This is a genomic window from Mariniflexile litorale (genome assembly GCF_031128465.2).
Lineage (GTDB): Bacteria > Bacteroidota > Bacteroidia > Flavobacteriales > Flavobacteriaceae > Mariniflexile > Mariniflexile litorale.
The window spans coordinates 4,266,726-4,289,322 of sequence record NZ_CP155618.1; the positions used below are offsets into that span (position 1 = coordinate 4,266,726).

The 22,597-nt window shown below is 30.6% G+C and carries 16 protein-coding genes and 1 other RNA gene; 9 read left to right on the top strand and 8 right to left on the bottom strand.

The window, feature by feature from the left end:
• Window positions 1-24: 24 nt before the first annotated feature.
• The 5 genes from QLS71_RS18105 (at window position 25) to QLS71_RS18125 (ending at window position 6,758) form a co-directional block, all read left to right on the top strand.
• Window positions 25-864 (top strand): OmpA family protein, encoded by an 840-nt coding sequence (locus tag QLS71_RS18105; protein WP_308993609.1) that lies wholly within the window; start codon window positions 25-27, stop codon window positions 862-864.
• Between the two features lie 276 nt (window positions 865-1,140).
• Window positions 1,141-3,813, top strand: coding sequence for a PAS domain S-box protein (locus QLS71_RS18110; protein WP_308993610.1), 2,673 nt, complete (start codon window positions 1,141-1,143; stop codon window positions 3,811-3,813).
• Between the two features lie 78 nt (window positions 3,814-3,891).
• On the top strand, window positions 3,892-4,266 hold the full coding sequence (locus tag QLS71_RS18115; protein WP_308993611.1) for a response regulator: 375 nt from the start codon (window positions 3,892-3,894) through the stop codon (window positions 4,264-4,266).
• Window positions 4,267-4,271: 5 nt separating this feature from the next.
• Entirely contained in the window at window positions 4,272-6,353 is a 2,082-nt protein-coding gene (locus QLS71_RS18120) for an ATP-binding protein (protein ID WP_308993612.1), read from the top strand.
• Between the two features lie 18 nt (window positions 6,354-6,371).
• Window positions 6,372-6,758 carry a response regulator gene (locus tag QLS71_RS18125; protein WP_308993613.1) on the top strand — a complete coding sequence of 129 codons (387 nt, stop codon included), beginning with the start codon at window positions 6,372-6,374 and terminating at the stop codon, window positions 6,756-6,758.
• An 18-nt stretch (window positions 6,759-6,776) separates the two neighbouring features.
• On the opposite strand, the gene QLS71_RS18130 is transcribed toward QLS71_RS18125, so the two are convergent.
• The gene (locus QLS71_RS18130) at window positions 6,777-7,808 is read right to left on the bottom strand and encodes a glutaminyl-peptide cyclotransferase (protein ID WP_308993614.1); all 1,032 of its coding nucleotides are present in this window, start codon (window positions 7,806-7,808) and stop codon (window positions 6,777-6,779) included.
• Between the two features lie 87 nt (window positions 7,809-7,895).
• On the opposite strand from QLS71_RS18130, the gene ffs reads away from it, so the two are divergent.
• Window positions 7,896-7,994: signal recognition particle sRNA small type (ffs, locus tag QLS71_RS18135), an RNA gene on the top strand.
• A gap of 110 nt (window positions 7,995-8,104) precedes the next feature.
• A complete protein-coding gene (locus tag QLS71_RS18140; RefSeq protein WP_308993615.1) occupies window positions 8,105-8,908 on the top strand; it encodes an SDR family oxidoreductase in 804 nt (267 codons plus the stop codon).
• Between the two features lie 8 nt (window positions 8,909-8,916).
• On the opposite strand, the gene QLS71_RS18145 is transcribed toward QLS71_RS18140, so the two are convergent.
• Window positions 8,917-10,338 (bottom strand): hypothetical protein, encoded by a 1,422-nt coding sequence (locus tag QLS71_RS18145; protein ID WP_308993616.1) that lies wholly within the window; start codon window positions 10,336-10,338, stop codon window positions 8,917-8,919.
• 353 nt (window positions 10,339-10,691) lie between these two features.
• Between QLS71_RS18145 and QLS71_RS18150 the strand changes: the two genes are divergently transcribed.
• On the top strand, window positions 10,692-12,323 hold the full coding sequence (locus QLS71_RS18150) for an ABC-F family ATP-binding cassette domain-containing protein (RefSeq protein WP_308993617.1): 1,632 nt from the start codon (window positions 10,692-10,694) through the stop codon (window positions 12,321-12,323).
• Between the two features lie 73 nt (window positions 12,324-12,396).
• Here the strand turns inward: QLS71_RS18150 and QLS71_RS18155 are convergent, their stop codons facing one another.
• Entirely contained in the window at window positions 12,397-12,636 is a 240-nt protein-coding gene (locus QLS71_RS18155) for a DUF2007 domain-containing protein (protein WP_308993618.1), read from the bottom strand.
• Window positions 12,637-13,045: 409 nt separating this feature from the next.
• Here QLS71_RS18155 and QLS71_RS18160 point away from each other — a divergent pair, with 409 nt between their 5' ends.
• Complete coding sequence (locus QLS71_RS18160; protein WP_308993619.1) at window positions 13,046-13,819, top strand: hypothetical protein; 774 nt, start codon at window positions 13,046-13,048, stop codon at window positions 13,817-13,819.
• Between the two features lie 103 nt (window positions 13,820-13,922).
• Here QLS71_RS18160 and pheT read toward each other — a convergent pair whose 3' ends face one another.
• The 5 genes from pheT to QLS71_RS18185 all read right to left on the bottom strand — a co-directional run bounded on the left by pheT (window position 13,923) and on the right by QLS71_RS18185 (window position 22,562).
• A complete protein-coding gene (gene pheT / locus QLS71_RS18165) occupies window positions 13,923-16,349 on the bottom strand; it encodes a phenylalanine--tRNA ligase subunit beta (RefSeq protein WP_308993620.1) in 2,427 nt (808 codons plus the stop codon).
• A 377-nt stretch (window positions 16,350-16,726) separates the two neighbouring features.
• Window positions 16,727-17,347 (bottom strand): L-threonylcarbamoyladenylate synthase, encoded by a 621-nt coding sequence (locus QLS71_RS18170; RefSeq protein ID WP_308993621.1) that lies wholly within the window; start codon window positions 17,345-17,347, stop codon window positions 16,727-16,729.
• 548 nt (window positions 17,348-17,895) lie between these two features.
• A complete protein-coding gene (locus tag QLS71_RS18175; protein WP_308993622.1) occupies window positions 17,896-20,229 on the bottom strand; it encodes a UvrD-helicase domain-containing protein in 2,334 nt (777 codons plus the stop codon).
• A gap of 101 nt (window positions 20,230-20,330) precedes the next feature.
• Window positions 20,331-21,473, bottom strand: a complete 1,143-nt coding sequence (locus tag QLS71_RS18180; protein WP_308993623.1) for an MFS transporter — start codon at window positions 21,471-21,473, stop codon at window positions 20,331-20,333.
• 105 nt (window positions 21,474-21,578) lie between these two features.
• Entirely contained in the window at window positions 21,579-22,562 is a 984-nt protein-coding gene (locus QLS71_RS18185) for a type IX secretion system membrane protein PorP/SprF (protein ID WP_308993624.1), read from the bottom strand.
• Window positions 22,563-22,597 lie beyond the last annotated feature (35 nt).

Genomic DNA, 22,597 nt, shown 5'->3' on the forward strand with positions numbered 1-22,597 from the left:
GAAATATAAATCCCTTAAATAATTATGAAAAAAATTTTTTTACTTAGTGTATCTGCAATGCTTTTATTAAGCTCGTGTGTCTCTAAAAAACAATTTACAGACCTTGAAACTAAATACAAAGAGTCTCAAGATCTATTGAATTCTGCAACCGTGAAATTGAACACTTGCATAGAAGATAGAGCTTCTGCAACTGCTAGAGCAAAAACCTTAGAAGAGCAAGTAGCTGATTTAAGAAAAAGTAACGACAATTTACAAGTTTTGTCTTCAAAAGGTGCTAGCAACATAGAAAAAACGCTAGAAAGTATCAAAGAAAAAGACATGAAAATTACACGTCTACAAGATGCTTTAACTAAAAAAGACAGTCTTACATTAGCTGTTGTAACTAGTTTAAAACGTGAAGTAGGTATCAACGATCCAGATATCGAAATCAACGTTGAAAAAGGAGTTGTATTTATTTCTATTGCTGATAAATTATTATTCCAAAGTGGTAGCTACAACGTAACTTCTAAAGCTAAAGAAGTACTTGCTAAAGTTGCAAAAGTAGTAAACAGCAAACCAGATTTCGAATGTATGGTTGAAGGTCATACTGATAACGTACCTTACAATGGTAGTGGTGTGTTAATAGACAACTGGGATTTAAGTGTTAAACGTTCTACATCTATTATTAGAGTATTACAAACACTTGGTGTAAACCCTGCTCAGTTAATTGCTGCTGGACGTGCTGATTATGTGCCGTTAGTAGATAACAATACTGCAGAAAATAGATCTAAAAACAGACGTACTCGTATTGTAGTACTTCCTAAAATTGACCAATTCTATGATATGGTTGAAAAAGAAATGAAAAATCTTTCTGTTCAAAAATAATTAGATTTCAAAATCAATAAGAAAGCCCAACTTCAAAGTTGGGCTTTTTTTATGGTGCTATTTTAGACATTCGGGTTATACGGATATAGAATTATTAATAAATAAGTCGTTTTATGGAGCGAAATTTATTTTTCCAAAATTTCTAATCTCAAATAATTATTCCAACGTTTCTCATAATAAAAATGGTTTTAATGGTATGTTTTAATATTTGACTGAAAATAACTTGTTAAATAAATAACTTCTCCTTAAATTGTAAAGAGGATTAATCCTACTTTTATGAATATTTATACTACGATACTTGTAGAGTTTCTGTTTATTTCTACATGCATACTTTTATTATTTAGGCTAAGATCTCAATTAGGCTTGGCACCACTTTACCTGCTTTTGGGTGCTATTCAATATTTACAAGCTACTTTAGGAACTACGGTTAGTTTTAGAATTTTTGGAGAATTTGATCTATATCCAGGCTCTGTTATTTTATTCTGTGTTATTTTATTCGCTGTATTATTAATTTATATAAAAGAAGGTGTTTCAAGTGCGAGAGCACTTATTATTGGTGTTCTTATATCAAATTTTATACTAACAGTTTTATTTGATATTACCTATATACAAGAGCTTTTTATAAGAAAAATTGAAGGTGTTGATTTAAATTTAAATTCTTCTTTCAAAATAGACCATAAGCATTTTATTATAGGGACCGTTATATTGTTGTTGGACTTTTTTCTACTTATAATTTTGTACCAATTTTTAATTTCAAAATTTAAAAAACTAAAATTCTTTTTAATTCTCTTTATATCTCTCTTTTCAGTTTTAATTTTTGATACTCTTATTTTTAATCTGGCTATGTTTTATGGTACAGAGTATTTTGAAAATTCATTAATAAGCCATCTTATTGGTAAATCATTTTCAGCTTTTATTTTTTCTATTATACTATATGTCTATATCGTGTTTTTTGATAAAGAGGAAAATAAAGCAACTTTTATAGCAAATCAAGAACGTGATGTCTTTTCAATTTTAATGTATCGAAAAAAATATTTAAATCTAAAAGTCGAGAAAAATGTAATTGAACAAAAATTAACATCTCAATTAGAAACTACATTAAACAATATTTCTGATGGTTTTGTTTCTTTGGATACTAATTGGCGTTATACGTTTGTAAATAAAACAGCAGGCGAAATTTTTGGAAGAACACCAAATAGTTTATTAGGAAAACATATTTGGACCGAATTTCCCGAAATGGTAGGTCTACCACTTTATAAAGTCTTTTATGAAGTAGTTAAAACTCAAAAAACACAATACTTTAAAGAATATTTTGAACCGCTAGATAGATGGATTGAAAATAGAATTTACCCATCTCATGAAGGAATAACTGTTTACTTCACAGATATAACAGAAAGTAAAAAAGCAGAAGAACTTATTGTTAAAAGTGAGCGATATCTCAACAGTATTATTAATAATATTAGTGATCCTATATTTATTAAAGATAAGCATAGTCGTTTACTTTTAGTAAATGATGCTTTTTGTCAAGTATTCAACCTCAAAAAGGGAGATATAATAGGTAAAACATTAGCTGAGGATGTAACTCCAAAAGAAAGAGAGGTATTTTTAAGGATTGACAAACTAGTACTGTCCACTGGTGTTGAGAATATTAACGAAGAAACACTTACAATAAAAGGAGCTGAAACTCGAATAATTTCAACAAAAAAATCAAGGTTTTTTGATGCGAATGGTAATAAGTTTTTAATTGGAATTATTAGAGATATTACCGAACTAAAGAAAAACGAAGAGTCAATAAAAGAAAGTGAAGAACGATTTTCTAAAGCTTTTGAATCTAATGTTATTGGAAAAGCCATACTCAATAAAGAAAAAAAGATTATTGAAATAAATGAAGTGCTTACAAATATATTTGGATTAAAAAAAGAACAAGTATTATGGAAAAATGTGCGAGAATTAGGATTGTTAGATTTTGATAAAGAGAAAAATAAAGAAAATGAAAAAGTGCTATGGGATCAATTTAATCAAAATGGGTCTGTATCAAATATAGAATTAAAATATATTACACCAGGTGGAAGAGAACTTTTTCTGTTAATTTCTTTAAAATCTCTTCAATTGAATAATGAAGATCATGTTTTGGTAACTATTTTGAATATAACGGAAAATAAGAAAGCGGAAGCAGAATTAGAAAAACACAGAAATAATCTAGAAGAACTGGTTGCATTAAGAACAGATCAATTAGAAAAAGAAAAAATAAAAGCACAATCTGCCGATTTAATGAAATCAGCTTTTCTAGCAACAATGTCACACGAACTAAGAACTCCTATGAATTCTATTATAGGTTTCACAAGTATTTTATTAAAAGAATTTGCTGGTCCATTAAATGAAGAACAGGCAAAGCAATTAGGAATGGTTAAAAAAAGTGGACAACATTTACTAAGTTTAATTAATGATATTTTAGACATCTCGAAAATAGAAGCAGGTAAATTGATTGTTTCATATAATACTTTTGATTACTTAAGTTTGTTGGAAAGTACTATTACTTTTATCACACCACAAGCTTTAAAAAAAGAGATTAATATTAATTTAGAAATTTCTGAAAGAAATATTATGCTCGTAAGTGATAAGAGACGAATGGAGCAAATTTTATTAAATTTAGTTTCGAATGCTATTAAATTTTCTAATAAAGGAGCAATAACTATTAAAGTAGACATAGAAAACCATATACTTGTTACACAAATTATAGATGAAGGCATAGGGATAAGTGAAGAAAACTTAAACAAGCTATTTATACCTTTTACGCAGCTCGATGCTGGATTAAGCAGAAGTCATGAAGGAACAGGTCTCGGTTTATCTATAAGTAAAAGTTTAATAGAAAAATTAGGTGGGACTATTCATGTAACTAGTAAATTAGGTAAAGGCAGTAATTTCACATTTAAATTACCTTTAAAATAAATTACAAATTATTTTAAAATCAATTAGTTATATTTATAACCAGTAAAAACAAGTGTGAATTAAATGCTCTCAAAAAAAATGAAATTATCAATTTTAATTATTGAAGACAACGAACAAAATATGTATATGCTATCTTATCTTCTAGAAAAGAGTAATTATAATGTTCTTAAAGCATACAATGGTAGCGACGGTTTAAAATTAGCACATGAACATAAACCCGATATCATTTTAATTGATATTCAATTGCCTGACATGGATGGCTATGAAATATGTAATAAATTGGCTTTTAATGGTTTGCCAAAAAACACTGTTTATATAACGGTTACTTCTTATGCTATGGGAGGCGATAAAGAAAAATCTATTGAAGCTGGTGCAGATGGATATATTGAAAAACCTATAGATCCTGACACTTTTGTAAAACAAATGAAAACTATATACAATCTTAAAAATTAAAATTAATGAAGACGATTCTTATTGTTGATGATAATGTTGAAAACCTATATTTACTAAGAATCATCCTTGAAGAAGCAGGTTATTCTGTTATAGAAGCTAAAAATGGTAAAGAAGGTTTAGTAAAACTACATCATTCAAAAACAGATATGATTATTTCTGATATTTTAATGCCAGTAATGGATGGATATGTATTTTGTCAAAATTGTAAAAAAGAAAAACTTTTCAGAAAAATTCCATTTATTTTTTATACCTCTACTTATACTGAACAAACAGATGAAGAATTTGCTTTAAAATTAGGTTCAGCAAAATTTATAAGAAAATCATCTATAGATCATGTAAAGCTTATTTCTATAATTAATGATATTTTTGAAAAAACACAAACCAAAAAAGCCTCTGTTAAAAGAGTAAGAATTAATGACGAAGAAGTTTTAAAACTTTATAGTGAACGTTTGATTAATAAATTAGAAGAAAAAACTGTAAAACTTAATAATGAAATTTTAGAAAGAAAAAAAGTTGAACAAATTTTAATTAATGAAATTCAAGTCATGGATTTAATTAACTTAAATACACCTTTAAATAAAATTTTAGAACATATAATACTAAATTTTGAAGCGACGCACCCAGGGTATTTCGGTTCTGTTAATTTAGTACATTCTGACGGTGATTATTTAGAACCAGTTTCAGCTCCCAATATGCCTAAAGCATATATTTCAGCTTTAAGCAAAATACCAATTAACGATTATGTAGGATCTTGTGGTACAGCCGCATTTTTAAAAAAAGCTGTTATTGTTTCAAATATTAGTTCAGATCCATTATGGGAAGATTACAAACAAGTAGCTTCGAAGTATAATTTAAATTCTTGTTGGTCTATTCCTATACTTACAAAAAAAAATATGGTTTTAGGCACTTTCGCTATATATAGTCATATCATTCAAACGCCTTCTTTAGACGATATTAAAGATTTAAGCTTCGCTGTTAATTTAGCCAATATTGCTATAGAAAAAAAGAATATTATTAATGAAATTAAAAAAAGAGACGAGTCTTATAAATCCTTATTCGAGCAAGCAAGTGATGCTATAATTACATTTACATTTGATGGTGAAATTCATAGTTTTAATCAATCGGCTTCAGATACTTTAGGGTACACAAGAGTGGAATTTGAAAAGCTACATATAAAAGATATTATTGTTGGAAAACTTTTAGAAAGCAAAAAAAATTATGAAAAAATACAGAAAGGTATTGGCGTTATTGTTTATAGACAATTAATACGCAAAGATGGAACTTTAATTGATGCCGAAATTTCAACAAAACGACAAACAGATGGAAAAATACTTGGTATTGTTCGTGATATTACCGAGCGTAAAAAAATCGAAATTATTTTAGAAGAAAAAAATCAAGAATTAATTAAAAAGAATGAAGAACTAGACAGGTTCGTTTACAGTGCATCTCATGATTTAAGAGCGCCTCTAACATCTTTGAGGGGCTTAATTAACCTTACAGAACCAAGTTTAAACCCTGATCAAGAAGAACAGAAACTTCAATTACAAATGATGTCTAAAACCATTGATAAAATGGATATATTCATTGGTGATATATTGGACTATTCTAGAAATTCTAAGACAGAAGTTAGTAAAGAAAAAATTGATTTTAATAAATCGATAGAATCAATTTGGGAGAACTTAAAATATGTGGATGTTAATGAGCATCATAAAATTTCGGTTAAAATTAATCAACTCGTACCTTTTTTTTCAGATAAAAAAAGAATAGCAATTATTTTAAACAATATCATTTCAAATGCTATTAAATATTCTGATAAAAATAAAGACAAAAATTATATAAATATAACTGTTAATTCAGATTCAAAAGAAGCTAAAATTATAATAGAAGATAATGGTGTTGGTATTGATAATAAACATTTAGATAGAATATTTAATATGTTTTATAGAGCCACCAAACTTTCTAAAGGCTCCGGAATGGGTCTATATATAGTAAAGGAAACCATAAATAAACTAAAAGGATGTGTAACCGTTGAATCTCAATTAAATGAAGGTTCTAAATTCACCATATCACTACCAAATTATAACTAATTTGTAATCATCATGTATTTGAATAAAATTTTATTAATAGACGATAACTCTACAGATAATTATATTAATAAATTAATAATTGAAAAAGCTAATATCACCAACACCATTATAGTACAAACCTCTCCTGTAGAAGCATTGAATTATTTAAAAAATGTGAAGGGTGATTTTCCTGAATTTATTTTTTTAGATATAAAAATGCCAGAAATGGATGGTTTCGATTTTTTAAAAGCTTATGATGAATTTGAAGATGATAAAAAAAGAAACATTCATATAATTATGCTTACTTCATCACACAATATGAGTGATGTTGAAAAAGCCAATGAAAATCCTTATGTTAAAAAATATTTGATTAAACCCTTAGATGCATTAAAATTAAATGATACACTAGAAGCCGTTTTTTCATAATTCTAAATCAAAAAACTATTATTTTACGATTTCCACCTCAAATAACTTATCCCAACGTTTTCCTGTTACAAAAATAGTCTCTGTTTCTGGATTATAAGCAATGCCGTTCAAAACATCTAAACCTTCATGTTGCGTTACTAACTTTTTTAATGGCGAAAAATCAATCACACCCATAACAGCGCCGTTTTTTGGGTTAATAATAGCAACACCATCTTTTTGGTAACGATTAGCATAAATAAGACCGTCTATCCATTCCATTTCATTAATCTCAACAATTTTACCTTTGTTGGTATATACTTGAATATGGTCTTCTTCTACCAAAGTCTCTGGGTTTAGAATCCAAATGTTCTCCGTACCGTCACTTTTATAAAGTTTGTTAGAATCGTTGCAGAAGCCCCAACCTTCTTTACTACTTCCGTATTTAAAACTGTTTAGTTTTTCAAAGGTATTCACATCGTACACAAAGCCAGTGCCTCCTTGCCATGTAAGTTGATAAATTTTATCGTTAAGCACGGTTAACCCTTCTCCAAAATAAGCATCGGCTAAATGGATGCTTTTTATAATTTCACCCGTTTTATAATTTACTTGTCTTAATTTCGACTCTTTAAGTTGCCCAGTACTTTCATATAAATTACCCTTATAAAACTCAAGCCCTTGCGTATAAGAGGTAATATCATGTGGGTACTCGTTAATAATTTTATAGGTATAGACTTTAGGAGCTTCACTATTTAAAATAGTAATTGGTGTACTGGCCATTTGTTTTTCATTATTAAAATAAACAACAGCCTCAATAGTGTGTTTTCCTAATTTAAACGTATTTAAATTAGATGTTTCACTCATTTTTTTACCATTCAAAGTATAGCTTATAGAGTCTATAATATGGTTTTTTTTATTTTCTACCGAAAGATTTAAAGTCTCATTATTAGAAATATTACCTTTTATGGCATTCGTTTTTATGGTAAAATCACTTTTATTTTGACCTGTATTGGACCCACAAGAAATAATTAGGGTACTTAACGAAATGATTAATAAGTGTTTAAATGTATTCATCTTGAAAATTAAATTTAAAGCAAGATATTTATTTAAAATCAGTTTAAAAAATGATTGTGAAAATTTTAAAAGGTTGTATATTTGCAACGGCAAGTCCTACACAACCAGCTCCTGTTGAATCCTCCAGGGCGGGAACGCAGCAAAGGTAAATGGTCGTAGCGGTGTGATGTAGGTAGCTTGCCTTTTTTTTTCCTTTGAAAGAGCAATCTCTTCTTTTTTACTCCAAAAATTTTAATTTTCTACCCTATTGTCAAATTCATTGTTAATTTTACATTATTAATTATCAATTATAATTCATGTCACAAATTGTTTTAATTACAGGTGGTTCTTCTGGTATAGGAAAATCGGTTGGTGAATACCTTAGCTCAAACGGATTTATAGTATATGGTACAAGTAGAAACCCAGAAAATTATAAAGAAAGTAAGTTTCCTATTTTAGAGTTAGATGTCAAAAAGGTTGAGACCATTCATCAAACGGTAAAAACGATTATTGATAAAGAAGGCAGGATAGATGTTATAATTAACAATGCCGGAGCGGGTATTACGGGTGCGATTGAAGAAATACCTGAAACCGAGATTAGGGCAAATTTTGATACTAATTTTTTTGGACCTATTAATGTTATTAAAGCAGTGCTTCCGCAAATGCGCAAACAACATTCAGGCTTAATTATAAACATTACCTCCATTGCAGGGTATATGGGCTTACCATATAGAGGTATTTACAGTGCTAGTAAAGGTGCTTTAGAACTTTTAACAGAATCATTTAGAATGGAATTAAAAGGTTTTAACATACAAATGACCAATATAGCTCCTGGAGATTTTGCGACCAATATCGCTGCTGGTAGATATCATGCTCCTCTATTAAACGATTCGCCATACAAAAAACCTTATGGAGACACCTTAAATTTAATGAACGCTCATGTAGATAATGGTAGCGACCCAAATATGATGGCACAAGCCGTTTTAAAGGTTATAAATACTAAAAAACCAAAAGCTCATTATAAAGTAGGGGAATTTATGCAGAAATTTTCTATTGTTCTAAAACGTATTTTACCAGACAAGGTTTATGAAAAAATACTGATGAAGCATTATAAATTATAGGCTATTTATTATCTATTAATAGCTCCTAAAAGTTGCTCTTCAAAATTTATTGAAAAAATATTGGTATTGCTATATACTATTTTTTGATGCTTATCTATAACAATTGTTTTTGTCATAGGCTGAATAGCTAAAGCTTCTATAGATTCCTTTGGATTTTTAAACTGATATTCATCCTTAAATTTAAACCTATTTTCTTTTAAAGAGGCTTTTGGTCTATCTAATCCAAAATCGTCAATATTAATAACAATAAACTTAACCTCGGGGTATTTCATTTTGAGTTCGTTAAGTTTATAATGACTTTCTTTAAAATGATTATAATAGGTATTCGACCAAAAACATATAACGGTAGGCGTTTTAATTAATGAATTAATATCAAATTCAGTATTTTTATAATCAACAATTTTAATTTCGGGAAATTGACCGCCTTCCTTTAAATTATTTAAAGAGGTAGCAAAACGTTTTATTTCATTTTTAGCAGTCTCGTCACTACTTTTACTTAAATAAACACTTAAAATGGCGTCATTATTTTCAGTATTAGTGCTTTTTGTTAAAAAATTTGCTGTAAAATAATAAAGAAGTTCGTTTTTAATTGTTTTGTTGCTAATTAAGCTATCAATAAGCTTAAGTCTATCTAAGTTATAGCATAAAGAATTTCTTTTGAATACATCATCATTACTGTGATCTAAATGTTCTTTTAAAGCTAAATTATTAACACTATATCTTAAAAAGGAGTTGTAATGGTTATGCTCTTTAAAAAAACCATCATTATAATTAATCGTTTTTCTATAATCATAAAAATTGCTAGGAAGCGATTTTAAAATTTCCGCTTTATTATGACCATGATGCACGAACGGGTAGACTTCTTTACTAGAATAATAATTGTAATCTATATTGGCTTGAGCTATTTTATCAAATAAAGGAGATGGACTGTATTTAGTTTTAAACGCCTTCAATTTATTTGATTTGAATGCTTTTAAAGAATCTACTCTGTTTTCGTAAACCTGTGGTTTTAATTGACAAAATTTAAAAATCTTTTTTTCTTGAATTTCATTTTCAAGAAATTCATTAATTAAATAATTATTTTTTTTATCGCCTTTTCCTGTAAAAACCAAGGACTCATCAAACTCAAGGGTATTTAATCTAAAATGTAAACTATCAGTAGATTCCAATAAAACCATTTGTATTTCGCCCCCATGATAAAATGTATACAAACCTTCTTTTAGGTTAGTAACTTTATAAAGAAACCTATTTTTGCTATCTAGTTTTATGGTATCTATAACCACATCTGATTTTGATATAATAACAAAATCACTATTCGGATTCATAATTTCACCTCCTAAATAAGCATAATTATCTTCTGAATTATTGCCATTCTTTTTGCAATTAAACAGTGTCAAAACAATTAATAAACCTAAAAAGTATAATTTCATATGAAAATATTCATTTGTTTTTTTAAGGTCATACGCTATCGCTTAATCTTTATTCGTATTCGTTAAAACTTCTGTAGTCGCAATTTCGTAATCCCTTATAAAAGTGTGTTAAGTAAACACTATTATGTGTACAAAAATATGTGTTGTTTTTATAAACTGCTGTTAATGCGTTGTTAAATGTTACAAGTTTAAAATTAGAGGTTAAAAGTTGAAATCTAAAAGTAGATTCATAGTATAGAGTTCGCAGTAAATAAACAATTATCAATCGTCAATTCTAAATCAAAAATTAAGCTACTAAGTTTCGACTTACGGTTTGATTTTTTTACTTTTGCAGCAAAAATAAAACACCCGCTATGTTATCAGTATCAAACCTTTCAGTTCAATTTGGTAAACGTATTCTTTTTGATGAAGTAAACACAACCTTTAATACAGGAAATTGCTACGGAATCATTGGAGCTAATGGCGCTGGAAAATCGACGTTTTTAAAAATAATTTCTGGGAAGCAAGACCCAACGTCTGGTCATGTACATTTAGAACCAGGTAAACGCATGTCTGTTTTAGAACAAGACCACAATTTATATGATGCGCACACTGTTTTGGAAACCATATTAATGGGAAACAAACCATTGTATAAAATTAAGACGGAAATGGATGCGCTTTATGCTGATTATTCAGATGAAAATGCCGATAGAATAGGTGAACTTCAAGTGCTTTTTGAAGAAATGAATGGATGGAATGCCGATAGTGATGCGGCTGCCATGTTATCTAATTTAGGTATTAAAGAAGAGTTTCATTATACATTAATGGGCGATTTAGACGGAAAACAAAAAGTACGTGTGCTTTTAGCACAAACGCTTTTTGGAAATCCAGATGTACTCATTATGGATGAGCCTACCAACGATTTAGATTACGAAACCATCGCATGGCTCGAAAACTTTTTAGCAAATTATGAAAGCTGCGTGATTGTGGTATCTCACGACCGTCACTTTTTAGATGCCGTTTGTACCCATATTTCAGATATCGATTTTGGAAAAATTAATCATTATTCTGGAAATTATACTTTTTGGTATGAATCGTCTCAATTAGCAGCACGCCAGCATGCCCAACAAAATAAAAAAGCTGAAGAAAAGAAAAAAGAATTAGAAGAATTTATTCGTCGTTTTTCTGCTAACGTAGCAAAAAGTAAGCAAGCTACAAGTAGAAAGAAAATGATAGAAAAGTTGAATATTGGCGATATAAGACGAACAAGTAGAAGATACCCTGCCATTATTTTTGACCGTGATCGAGAAGCTGGCGATCAAATTTTAAATATTCAAGGATTAGCAGCCTCTAGTAATGAAGATGGTGATATTCTTTTTAAAGACATCGATTTAAACCTTGCAAAAGGCGATAAAGTCGTGGTGTTTTCAAAAGATTCTAGAGCAACTACCGCATTTTATGAAATACTAAACAATAAGCAAAAAGCCGATGCTGGTAAATTTGATTGGGGAGTAACCACTACACAATCGTACTTACCTTTAGATAATAGTGAGTTTTTTAATAATGATTTAACTTTGGTTGATTGGTTACGCCAATGGGCACAAACCGAAGAAGAACGCGAAGAAGTAAATATTCGTGGATTTTTAGGAAAAATGATTTTTAGTGGTGAAGAAGCCTTAAAAAAATCAAATGTGCTTTCTGGAGGTGAAAAAGTACGTTGTATGCTAAGTAGAATGATGATGGTAAGAGCTAATGTATTGATGTTAGACGAGCCTACAAACCATTTAGATTTAGAGAGCATTACTGCGTTTAACAACTCTCTTACCAATTTTAAAGGGACGATGTTGTTTACAACACACGATCACGAATTTGCTCAAACCATAGCAAACAGAGTAGTAGAATTAACGCCTAATGGTGTTATCGATAGATATACCACATTTGATGAATATATGCAAGACCCTAAAACAAAAGAGTTGCGTAATAAAATGTATTCGGTTACAGCTTAAGATAAAGCAATGAATTCTAAAAAAAGAGCCACTTTCAATTAAAAGTGGCTCTTTTTTTAGTTCTTTTTCAAATCTAGGATTCCAATTCTTTAGTGATGTTATTAATAACTTCAGTTGCTCTTTCTAGTTCATCCTTATGTACAAATACTTCTTGAAAATCGGGGGCTAATGTGCCTCCAAAACCTCCTAGTATAGCCGATTCAGCTTGATCTTTAATAATGGGGTTAATATTCAATGTATTCAATTCCATTGCAATTCGTTTTACTACCGCAAAATTTCCCGTATATATCTTTATAAAATTTGAATCTATCATAGTTTTTTGATTATGGATTTGCTAATAAATATACGCAATTTTATCTATCCATTAAATTAGTTGTAGTTAAACATACGCAATTTATTGAATGCATATAGTTATTCATTTCTTTATATATCATTGCATTTGGGAGTTCTTTTACAAAATCTAGTATATTTTGCTTTATAAACACATGCATCTTTTATATGTTTTTAAGCCCAAAAACGATTAAATACAAAATGATACATAACTCTACATAATAACCTTTTTGAGCTTTTATTTCAGGAATTAACTATCTATATTTTAACCAGTTAGCACAAAAACAGTCTCATAAGAAGTACTTACCTCTTTAACGATTTAATTATCAGCAAGTTGCATGTTATTCTCTTTTTATGTATAATTGTTTAACCAAATCTTAAATTAACCAACCATGAAAAAACCAATTTTAATTTTTATGCTGCTTTATTTTGTTTCTATTACCTATGCTCAAGTGGGCATAGGAACTACAACACCACAAAGCTCATCAATGCTAGATGTTGAAAGTACTAATAAAGGTGTGCTTCTCCCGCGAATGACTAATAGCCAGAAAAACAGTATTTCTAATCCTGCAACTGGATTAATGGTTTATGATATTACTAATAAATGTACCTCTGTAAATATAGGAACACCAGCTAGTCCTAATTGGGAGTGTTTAAATAAAACAGATAATGCAACCATTCCTACGGTTATTATTTCTGATAGCTCTTTAAAATTAAGCGAAACACTAAATTTTAATCAATGGGTTAATGTGCCAGATTTAAATACTACGTTTACAATTTTAGAAGATGAATATATAAAAATAAGTTGGACACTTTTTTCAGGTCAAACCAATTCTATAGATGAAGACGGTTTTGCACAGATGTTTACTATTCTTGAAGTTAATGGTGTTAAAGACGATTCTTCATCTAATTATTTACCAATGGTTCATAATACAGGAGAAACTGGTTCTAGTTATTTAATGAATACTTCTACCTTTACACATGCTATGAATCTTAGTGCAGGAACTTATACAATAAGAGTGAAAGTTTATTTGTCTGCTTTTATGGGTTCTACAGATGAAGTAGAACTTGGTAGTCGTATTAATTATTGGTCAGGAAGGAGTGGTCTAACAAACCAACAAATGCTAAATTCAACATCCAACAAACTATTAATTACTTTTCTATAGAGAGATTATTTTTTATAGAGTATCATCGTTGGTAATGTTTTTACTAAAGATGATTTCAATTACAATTAAGATAAAGCCTTTTGTTTTTTTACAAAGGGCTTTTTTACCTCAATTCGGCCCCTAACTGGCTTTCAAACTGAGCTTGCATTGTTTTCATTATTTTATCAATTTGTTTATCTGTAAGTGTTTTGTTTTCGTCTTGTAATGTAAAACTAACAGCATAACTTTTTTTACCTGCAGGTAGGTTTTTGCCTTGATAAACATCAAACAGATTCACACTTTTTAATAATTGCTTTTCACTTTGTTTTGCGATTTTGTATATCGATTCAAAAGTAACGCTATCATCTAACAATAAAGCGAAATCACGACGTACCTCAGGGTATTTAGGAATTGCCTTAAATGAAATATTATTACGCTTTAGAATATCTAAAATGCTGTCCCAATAAAAATTAGCATACAGTACATCTTGAGAGATATCAAAATACTTTAAAATAGGTTTTTTAATTAATCCGAAATCCACCAATTTCATTCTACCTAAAGTAAAACTTAAGCCTTCACTAAATAAATCATTTTCTATAGGTGATTCATTAAATCTAGAAATTCCTAAACGTTCTAAAACACTAATAATATGTCCTTTCAGGAAAAAGAAATCACTTTTAGCATTTGCAGCATTCCAACCTTCAATAGTTTGATTACCTGTCACAAAAAGCGACAAATGTTTAAATTCTTCACGTTTATCATTGTAACCATGATAAGTTTTTCCAAATTCAAATAATTTTAAATCTGAACGCCTTCTATTAATATTAAACGATATAGCTTCCAATCCTGAAAATAACAAAGACTGCCTTAAAACTGATAAATCGCCACTTAACGGATTTAAAATACTAATATTCTGCTCCTCTTTTAATTGGGTAGTCAACTCAATATATTTAGGCGTTGTAAGTGAGTTTGAAAGTATTTCAAAAAAGCCTTGAGACGCTAATTGGTTTCCTACTAAATTCTGAATTTTATGATCTTCAAAACGTGTAGAATTTGAAATAGATGCATTTAGCTTTTCGGTAGTTTTAATATTGTTGTAACCGTAAACACGTAATATTTCTTCAATAATATCGGCTTCACGGGTTACATCATTTCTGTATGCAGGCACCATCAAACCCAATCCTGTTTCAGTAACGTTATTTATCTTAATCTCTAATGAGGTTAAAATACGTTTAATAATTTCCTTAGGAATTTCCTCTCCAATTAATTTCTTCGCATTTTCAAAACTTAAACGTACCTGGAAATCTTCAATTTTATTCGAATAAACGTCAATAATATCACTTGTAATTTCACCTCCTGCAATCTCTTGAATTAATAAAGCAGCACGTTTTAAAGCATATTCGGTAATGTTTGGGTCAATACCACGTTCAAACCTAAAAGAGGCGTCGGTGTTTAAACCATGTCTTTTAGCAGATTTACGTACACTCACCGGATTAAAATAAGCGCTTTCTAAGAAAATACTAGTGGTTTCTTCCGAAACACCTGAATGCACCCCTCCAAAAACACCTGCAATACACATGGGTTTTTCGGCATCACAAATCATTAAATCATCTTCATGTAAAATACGTTCTACACCATCTAAGGTTACAAATTTAGTTCCAGCACTTAAGGTTTTAATCTCTACTTTATGTCCTGAAATTTTTGCAGTATCGAAAGCATGTAGTGGCTGCCCTAAGTCGTGAAGCACATAATTAGTAACATCTACAATATTATTAATAGGGTTTAAACCAATGGCTTTTAGGCGGTGCTGTAACCAAACAGGCGATTCTTTTACCTGAATTCCTGATATAGTCAGTCCACAATAACGTGGTGCCAATTCTTTGTTTTTAACATCCACATCAATTCGCAACGTACGGTTATCTACATGAAATGCACTTACCGATGGTGTTATAAACTCTAAACTAATTTCTTTTTGTATCAATCCTGCTTTTAAGTCGCGAGCAGTACCTAAATGACTCATGGCATCGGCACGATTTGGTGTTAAACCAATTTCAAAAACTTGATCGTTTTCAATATCAAAAATATCAGCAGCAAGCGTTCCTACTTCAACATTAGCGTCTAAAACTAAAATACCATCATGCGATTTTCCTAAGCCAAGTTCATCTTCGGCACAAATCATACCATGGCTTTCCTCACCTCTAATTTTTCCTTTTTTAATGGTCCATGCTTCACCAGTTTCGGTGTACAGCGTAGTACCAATAGTAGCCACAGGTACTTTTTGTCCAGCAGCAACGTTAGGCGCACCACACACAATTTGTAGTGGAGTTTCGGAACCAATATTTACCGTAGTTATACTCAATTTATCAGCATTGGGATGCGGTACACAAGTTAAAACCTCGCCTACAACAATACCTTCCAATCCACCTTTAACAGACTGGTAGGATTCAATACCCTCAACTTCCAAACCTAAATCTGTCAGCAATTCGCCCGCTTGTTCTGGTGTCCAATCAATCTTAATAAATTGTTTTAACCAGTTATATGAAATTTTCATCTGTTTATTTTATTGTTTTTGAGGTCAGATACAGTGCCATTTTTAAATATTTTGGTTATTTCTTTTTATTTAATTGGCATTTTATAAATCCATTCCTATTTAAAAGAGGGCAAAATTACATATTTTTTTTTAGTTTTCCTTTCAAAGTAGCTTTATAAAGCGGATTTATTGACACTAAGTTTTGAACAAAAAAAACGGAACAAAATTAAAAATCCGTTTTATTTTCTATTTTTATAAACTCTTGGGATGCATTGCTATTTTTTAAACTTCCTGATGAGTGTGAGGTGGGAAGTCTTCTAATAATTTCTTATTTAAAATATATCGCTCCTGTATCTAACTTATTTATTTGCCACAATAGATTCCTAATGTCATTCTCTTTAAAAAATCTCCAAACTCCCTTTACCTTCTCTAATCACAATAGGTGTTTCTTCCGATAAATCAATCACTGTTGATGCTTGGTTATCACCATAACCGCCATCTATTACTAAATCTACCAAATTATCCCATTTTTCTAAAATAAGTTCTGGGTCGGTAGTATATTCTATTACTTCATCGTCATCATGTATAGAGGTTGATATGATGGGGTTTCCAAGTTTCTTAACAATTTCTAAAGCAATGTTATTATCAGGAACACGAATACCTACCGTTTTCTTCTTTTTAAACGGATTTGGTAAGTTTTTAGACCCAGGAAGAATAAATGTATAAGGTCCAGGAAGTGCGCGCTTTAAAATCTTAAAAGTGGATGTATCAATTTGCTTCACATAATCGCTTAAATTACTTAAGTCGTGACAAACAAACGAAAAATTAGCCTTCTCTAACTTAATGCCTTTTATTTGCGCCACACGTTCAAGGGCTCTTAAATTATTAATATCACAACCCAAACCATAAACAGTATCGGTGGGATAAATAATTAGCCCCCCTCGTTTTAGAACAGCTACTACCCTATCAATTTCTTTGGGGTGTGGATTTTCTTCATATATTCTAATAAATTCAGCCATAATATTCATGTACACTATAAGCATACAAAGTAATTAATAATTTAATAAATAACTATTTAATAGTAAAAACTTGTAATATTTTGCTGTTAAATTAGTCTTAGTAATATCTTATAGCTTTATTATTTCATAATACTTTCTACTGTAAGCATCCATTCGGCATAAGCTACTAATGGTCTTATAAATCCTATTATTCTTCTAAATGCTAAAATTGTAAACAAATACCTTTTAATTGTAATTAAAGCAAAGCTATTAAAAAAGGTGATTTTATTATTGACACGGGCTCTCAAATCTTCTTACTGAATAAAGTCCATTTTCCTGAACTTTATGAATTTCAAAAAAAAGTAGTGCTATCTGGTTCATTTAATAATTGAAATGAAAATAACTTCGCGATGCAAAAAACAGATTATGGATGGAAATATGTAGTTCCTTTATCTGGTAGAAAACATCACCATAAATTTATTCTAGATGGCAATTGATTACAGACTCTAATAATTCTGTAAAAAAGTATGATGGTACGAACACGTAAACTCTGTTTATAAAAATACCCTCTACCCAATCACCTCCAATTTAGCAAAGCGCAATAACAATTTTTTTGTACCTCCATGTTGAAATTTAATTTCAGCTTTAACATCCGCTCCTGCTCCTTCAATTTTTAATACTTCTCCTGTACCAAAACGCATGTGTTTAACGAGGTTTCCTACGGCCAGTTTACTATCAAATAAATTCGTATTACTACCATCCGTAGCTGTTACAGGCTTTAAGTTTTTAGGCGTTGTTATTTGAGCTTTAAAAGGTTCTTTAGTGGTATTAGCTTTTTTGAATTCTGGCTGTTTAGCGGGTTTAAAGCGAATTTTATTGGGTTCTACATCACCAAAAATGTCAGAATCAAGCATCGGGTTAAAACGCCGCTCTTCAATAGGTGTTGTAATATTTAAATACTGTTCATCAATTTCTTCTATAAAACGACTTGGTTCAGAATCTACCAATTTTCCCCAGCGGTAACGTGATAAAGCATAAGTTAAATAGGCTTGTTTTTCGGCACGTGTTAAAGCTACATAAAACAAACGACGCTCTTCTTCCAACTCACTACGCGTACCCATACTCATAGCACTTGGGAACAAATCTTCTTCCAACCCTACCACAAATACATACGGAAACTCCAAACCTTTTGCTAAATGTATCGTCATTAATGCTACGTGGTCTGGATCGCCTTTGTCTGCATCTGCATCCGTAGACAAAGCGACATCTTCTAAAAACTCAGCTAAATTTCCTGTAGTATCAGCAACTTCTTTTTGGCCTTCCACAAAATCTTTCATCCCATTTAAAAGCTCTTCAATGTTCTCCATTCTGGTAACACCTTCGGGGGTAGCATCTTTTTTTAGTTCTCTGATTAATCCACTGGTGCGGGTAACATGTTCTGCCAATTCAAAAACATCGGCGGTTTGATTTAGCACCTGATAGCTTTCTATCATAGTTACAAAATCTAGAAGTTTTCCTTTAGTACCCGAATTTATTTTCACATCGGTTTTATCGATGTTCTTCATAACTTCAAAAATGGAACGTTTATAACCATTAGCAGCTACCACTAACCTATCTATGGTGGTACCTCCTATGCCTCTAGGAGGGAAATTTATAACACGTTTTAAGGCCTCTTCATCGGCAGGATTTATAATCAATCGTAAATACGACAAAACATCCTTAATCTCTTTTCTTTGGTAAAATGACAAACCTCCATAAATTCTATATGGAATATCTCGTTTTCTCAATGCGTCCTCAATAGCTCTCGATTGGGCATTGGTTCTATATAGAATGGCAAAATCACTATTAAGTACATGATTCTGAATCTTGTTTTCCCAAATAGTACTTGCAACAAAACGTCCCTCATCACCATCGGTTAACGAACGATTTACTATTATTTTTTCACCTTCATCATTTGCCGTCCAAACCACTTTATCTAATTTGGTTTGATTTTTCTCTATGATTGAATTTGCAGCATTAACAATATTTTTTGTTGATCGGTAATTTTGCTCCAGTCGAAACACCTTCACATCATCATAATCTTTCTGAAAATTTAAAATATTATTGATATTGGCACCTCGGAATGCATAAATACTTTGTGCATCATCACCCACTACACAAATATTCTGAAACTTATCAGACAGTGCTCTCACAATTAAGTATTGAGAGTGATTCGTATCTTGATACTCATCAACCAAAATATATTTAAAACGGTTTTGATATTTCATCAATACCTCTGGAAAACGTGTTAATAATTCGTTGGTTTTCAATAATAAATCATCAAAATCCATAGCGCCTGCTTTAAAACAACGTTCTACATATTCTTTATAAATATCACCCAAACGTGGACGTCTTGCCATGGTATCAGCTTCAATTAGCTCTGGGTTTTGAAAATAAGCACGTACGGTAATTAAACTATTTTTATAGGATGAAATTCTAGAACGAACTTGTTTATATTTATAAATATCTTTATCAAGATTCATTTCTTTAATAATAGATGAAATCAATCTATCAGAATCTTGGGTGTCATAAATGGTGAAGTTACTTGGATATCCCAATCTATCGGCTTCAATTCTTAAAATTTTGGCAAAAACCGAGTGAAAAGTTCCCATCCACAAATTTTTTGCTTCACTAGCACCAACAATCGTGGCGATACGATCCTTCATTTCTCGTGCCGCTTTATTTGTAAATGTTAAGGATAATATATTAAACGGATCGACACCTTCACTCATTAAATAAGCTATCCGGAAGGTAAGTACGCGGGTTTTCCCAGAACCTGCACCTGCAATAATAATCATTGGCCCATCTTTTTGTATAGTGGGCTCTAATTGTGCTTCGTTTAATTGACTTAAGTACTTCTCCAATTTTTCAATTTCATTTTAGACTGTGAAAATAAGTATTGTAAAGTTTTTAATGGTTTAGATTTATTAATAATTATAAACAAAATAGCACCTTTAAAAGCTTATTATTGATTTTTTGATTGAAATTTAAAAAAAGCACGGGACACAGGAATAAACATTAACCCGATAATGATAAAAACAATAAAGGCGTTTTTTAAATTAAATGCCTGCGCCAAATAACCTATTAACGGTGGCCCAATAAGCATACCAATGATGCCGTAAGTAGTAACTATGGAAATTGCCATGCCTGGTGAATATTTTTTTGAAGTTCCTGCCAATGACAAGGTTACAGGAAAAATAGCCGCCGTACCAAACCCTACAAAACAGAAACCTAATAAAGCCGACCAAAAAAACGGAAATATAACAGCAATAGCAATCCCCGATGCTATTAACACCGCACTTAAAATATACATTTTTTGTAAACCAAATTTCACTACTAGCCTATCGCAAAAAAATCTAGAAAGTGCCATAGTGGTCATAAACATGAGGTAACCATAAGTAAATACTTCTTCTTTTACAATATCTTTAAAGTAAACCCCGCTCCAATCGAACATACCTCCTTCACATAAGGCTCCTAAAAATATAAGCACCCCTAAATACAAAATAAACGGATCAGGCTTCCCTATTATTAGTTTATTTCCAGTAGTAGATATATCCCCTTTAATAGTAAATTGATAGGTTATTAATGCTATTATTAATACGACTATTGAAATACTTAATAGATGCATTTGAATAGACACATCCATTTTTACCATAAGTGTAGAAAAGGCAACACCTATTAATCCGCCCGTACTCCAAAGTCCATGAAAAGCACCTACAACACGTTTTTCAAACTTTTTTTGTAGAGTTATAGATTGTGTATTTACAGAAATATTTAAAATCCGCATACAAAAAGAAAACAAACAAACAGATAACACCAATAAAAAAGGTGTGGTAGCAAAACCAATACAGGTTAAGGCAATAGAGAAAAAAATAAACGATACGATAAGTGGTACACGACTGTCAAATTTAGAAACTAACCAACCTGATATAGGAAGTCCTATTAAAGAACTTATAGGCATTGCTAAAAGAATGGTGCCAAGTTCAGCTTCATTTAAATTAAAAAAATCTTTAATGGTAGGAATACGTGATGCCCAAGATGCAAAACAAATGCCCGACAAAAAAAAATAGACACTTAATGCTATACGTTGTTTGTTCCTTAATTCCATTGTTGTTACCTATCTCTAATTTTACCTTCTCAAAGACTCAACGAGTTCTTTCTTTCAAGTTGCAAAAATAAGGTAACGTTTTTGTTTTTTGTTTATAATTTTTAATTAATAATGCACAGGACTCTGAGTACATGGACAATTACTAATCCCTTGTAGAAAATCTAATCCAATAGTAATGACATGCGTACCAGAATTAAACCCAGACAAATCATTCATTGTAACTTGATAAGCATAACCAAAATAAAAAACATCCTTCTTAAAACCAGCCATAGGGCCTACGTTTAAAGGTTTAAAAAACTGATCGTTTAAAAAACGATATGAGATACCTGCCCAGTAATAATCTTCATACTTATTAAACTTTCTAAACTTAAAATTCACATCGGTACTAGAACGTTTATCACTACTAAACATTTGATAATAAAGTGACGGTTCAAATTCTAATCCGCTCTTTTTTGGACCCTTAAATGTATACCCTGAATATATTTGATAGTTTAAAAGTAAATTAGGTTCAGAAACTCTAATATCTTCATCCAGACTTTTTTCAAGAATGTTATTCGCATTAAAACTTACAAAGAAGCCTTTATTTCTATACAAAGCACCTACATCAAAATTGTTGTTTGAAGTACGCCTATCATCTGTTATATCCGAAGGGATGGGCACTCCTGTATTTTCATTGTAACCTTGGAACTTATTAACATCAATTCTAAAATTATTTCTGTTATATGAAATTCCCAACGACAAATACTGCTTTGAATAATAATCTAACGTTAGATGGTGAGCAAATGAAACCTTAAGACCTGTTTGAATGGTATTTCCATTTTTATCATTATATAATGACAATCCTATACCCGAGCGATCGGCAATTCTAAAATCGGCATAAAACGATTGATTATCGGGGGCGTCTTTTATACCAACCCATTGTGTTAGTCCGTTTACTCTAATCTTTAAATTATCGCCAATACCCGCATAGGTGGGTGATACCACAAAATTGTTATCAGCCAAATATTGTGTAAAAACGGGTAAATTAAGTTCTTGACCATAACTATTTGCTATTATTACAAAAAAAAGATATATGATTGATTTACGCATTGTATTATTTTTATCATTTAGTGATTAAAACCACT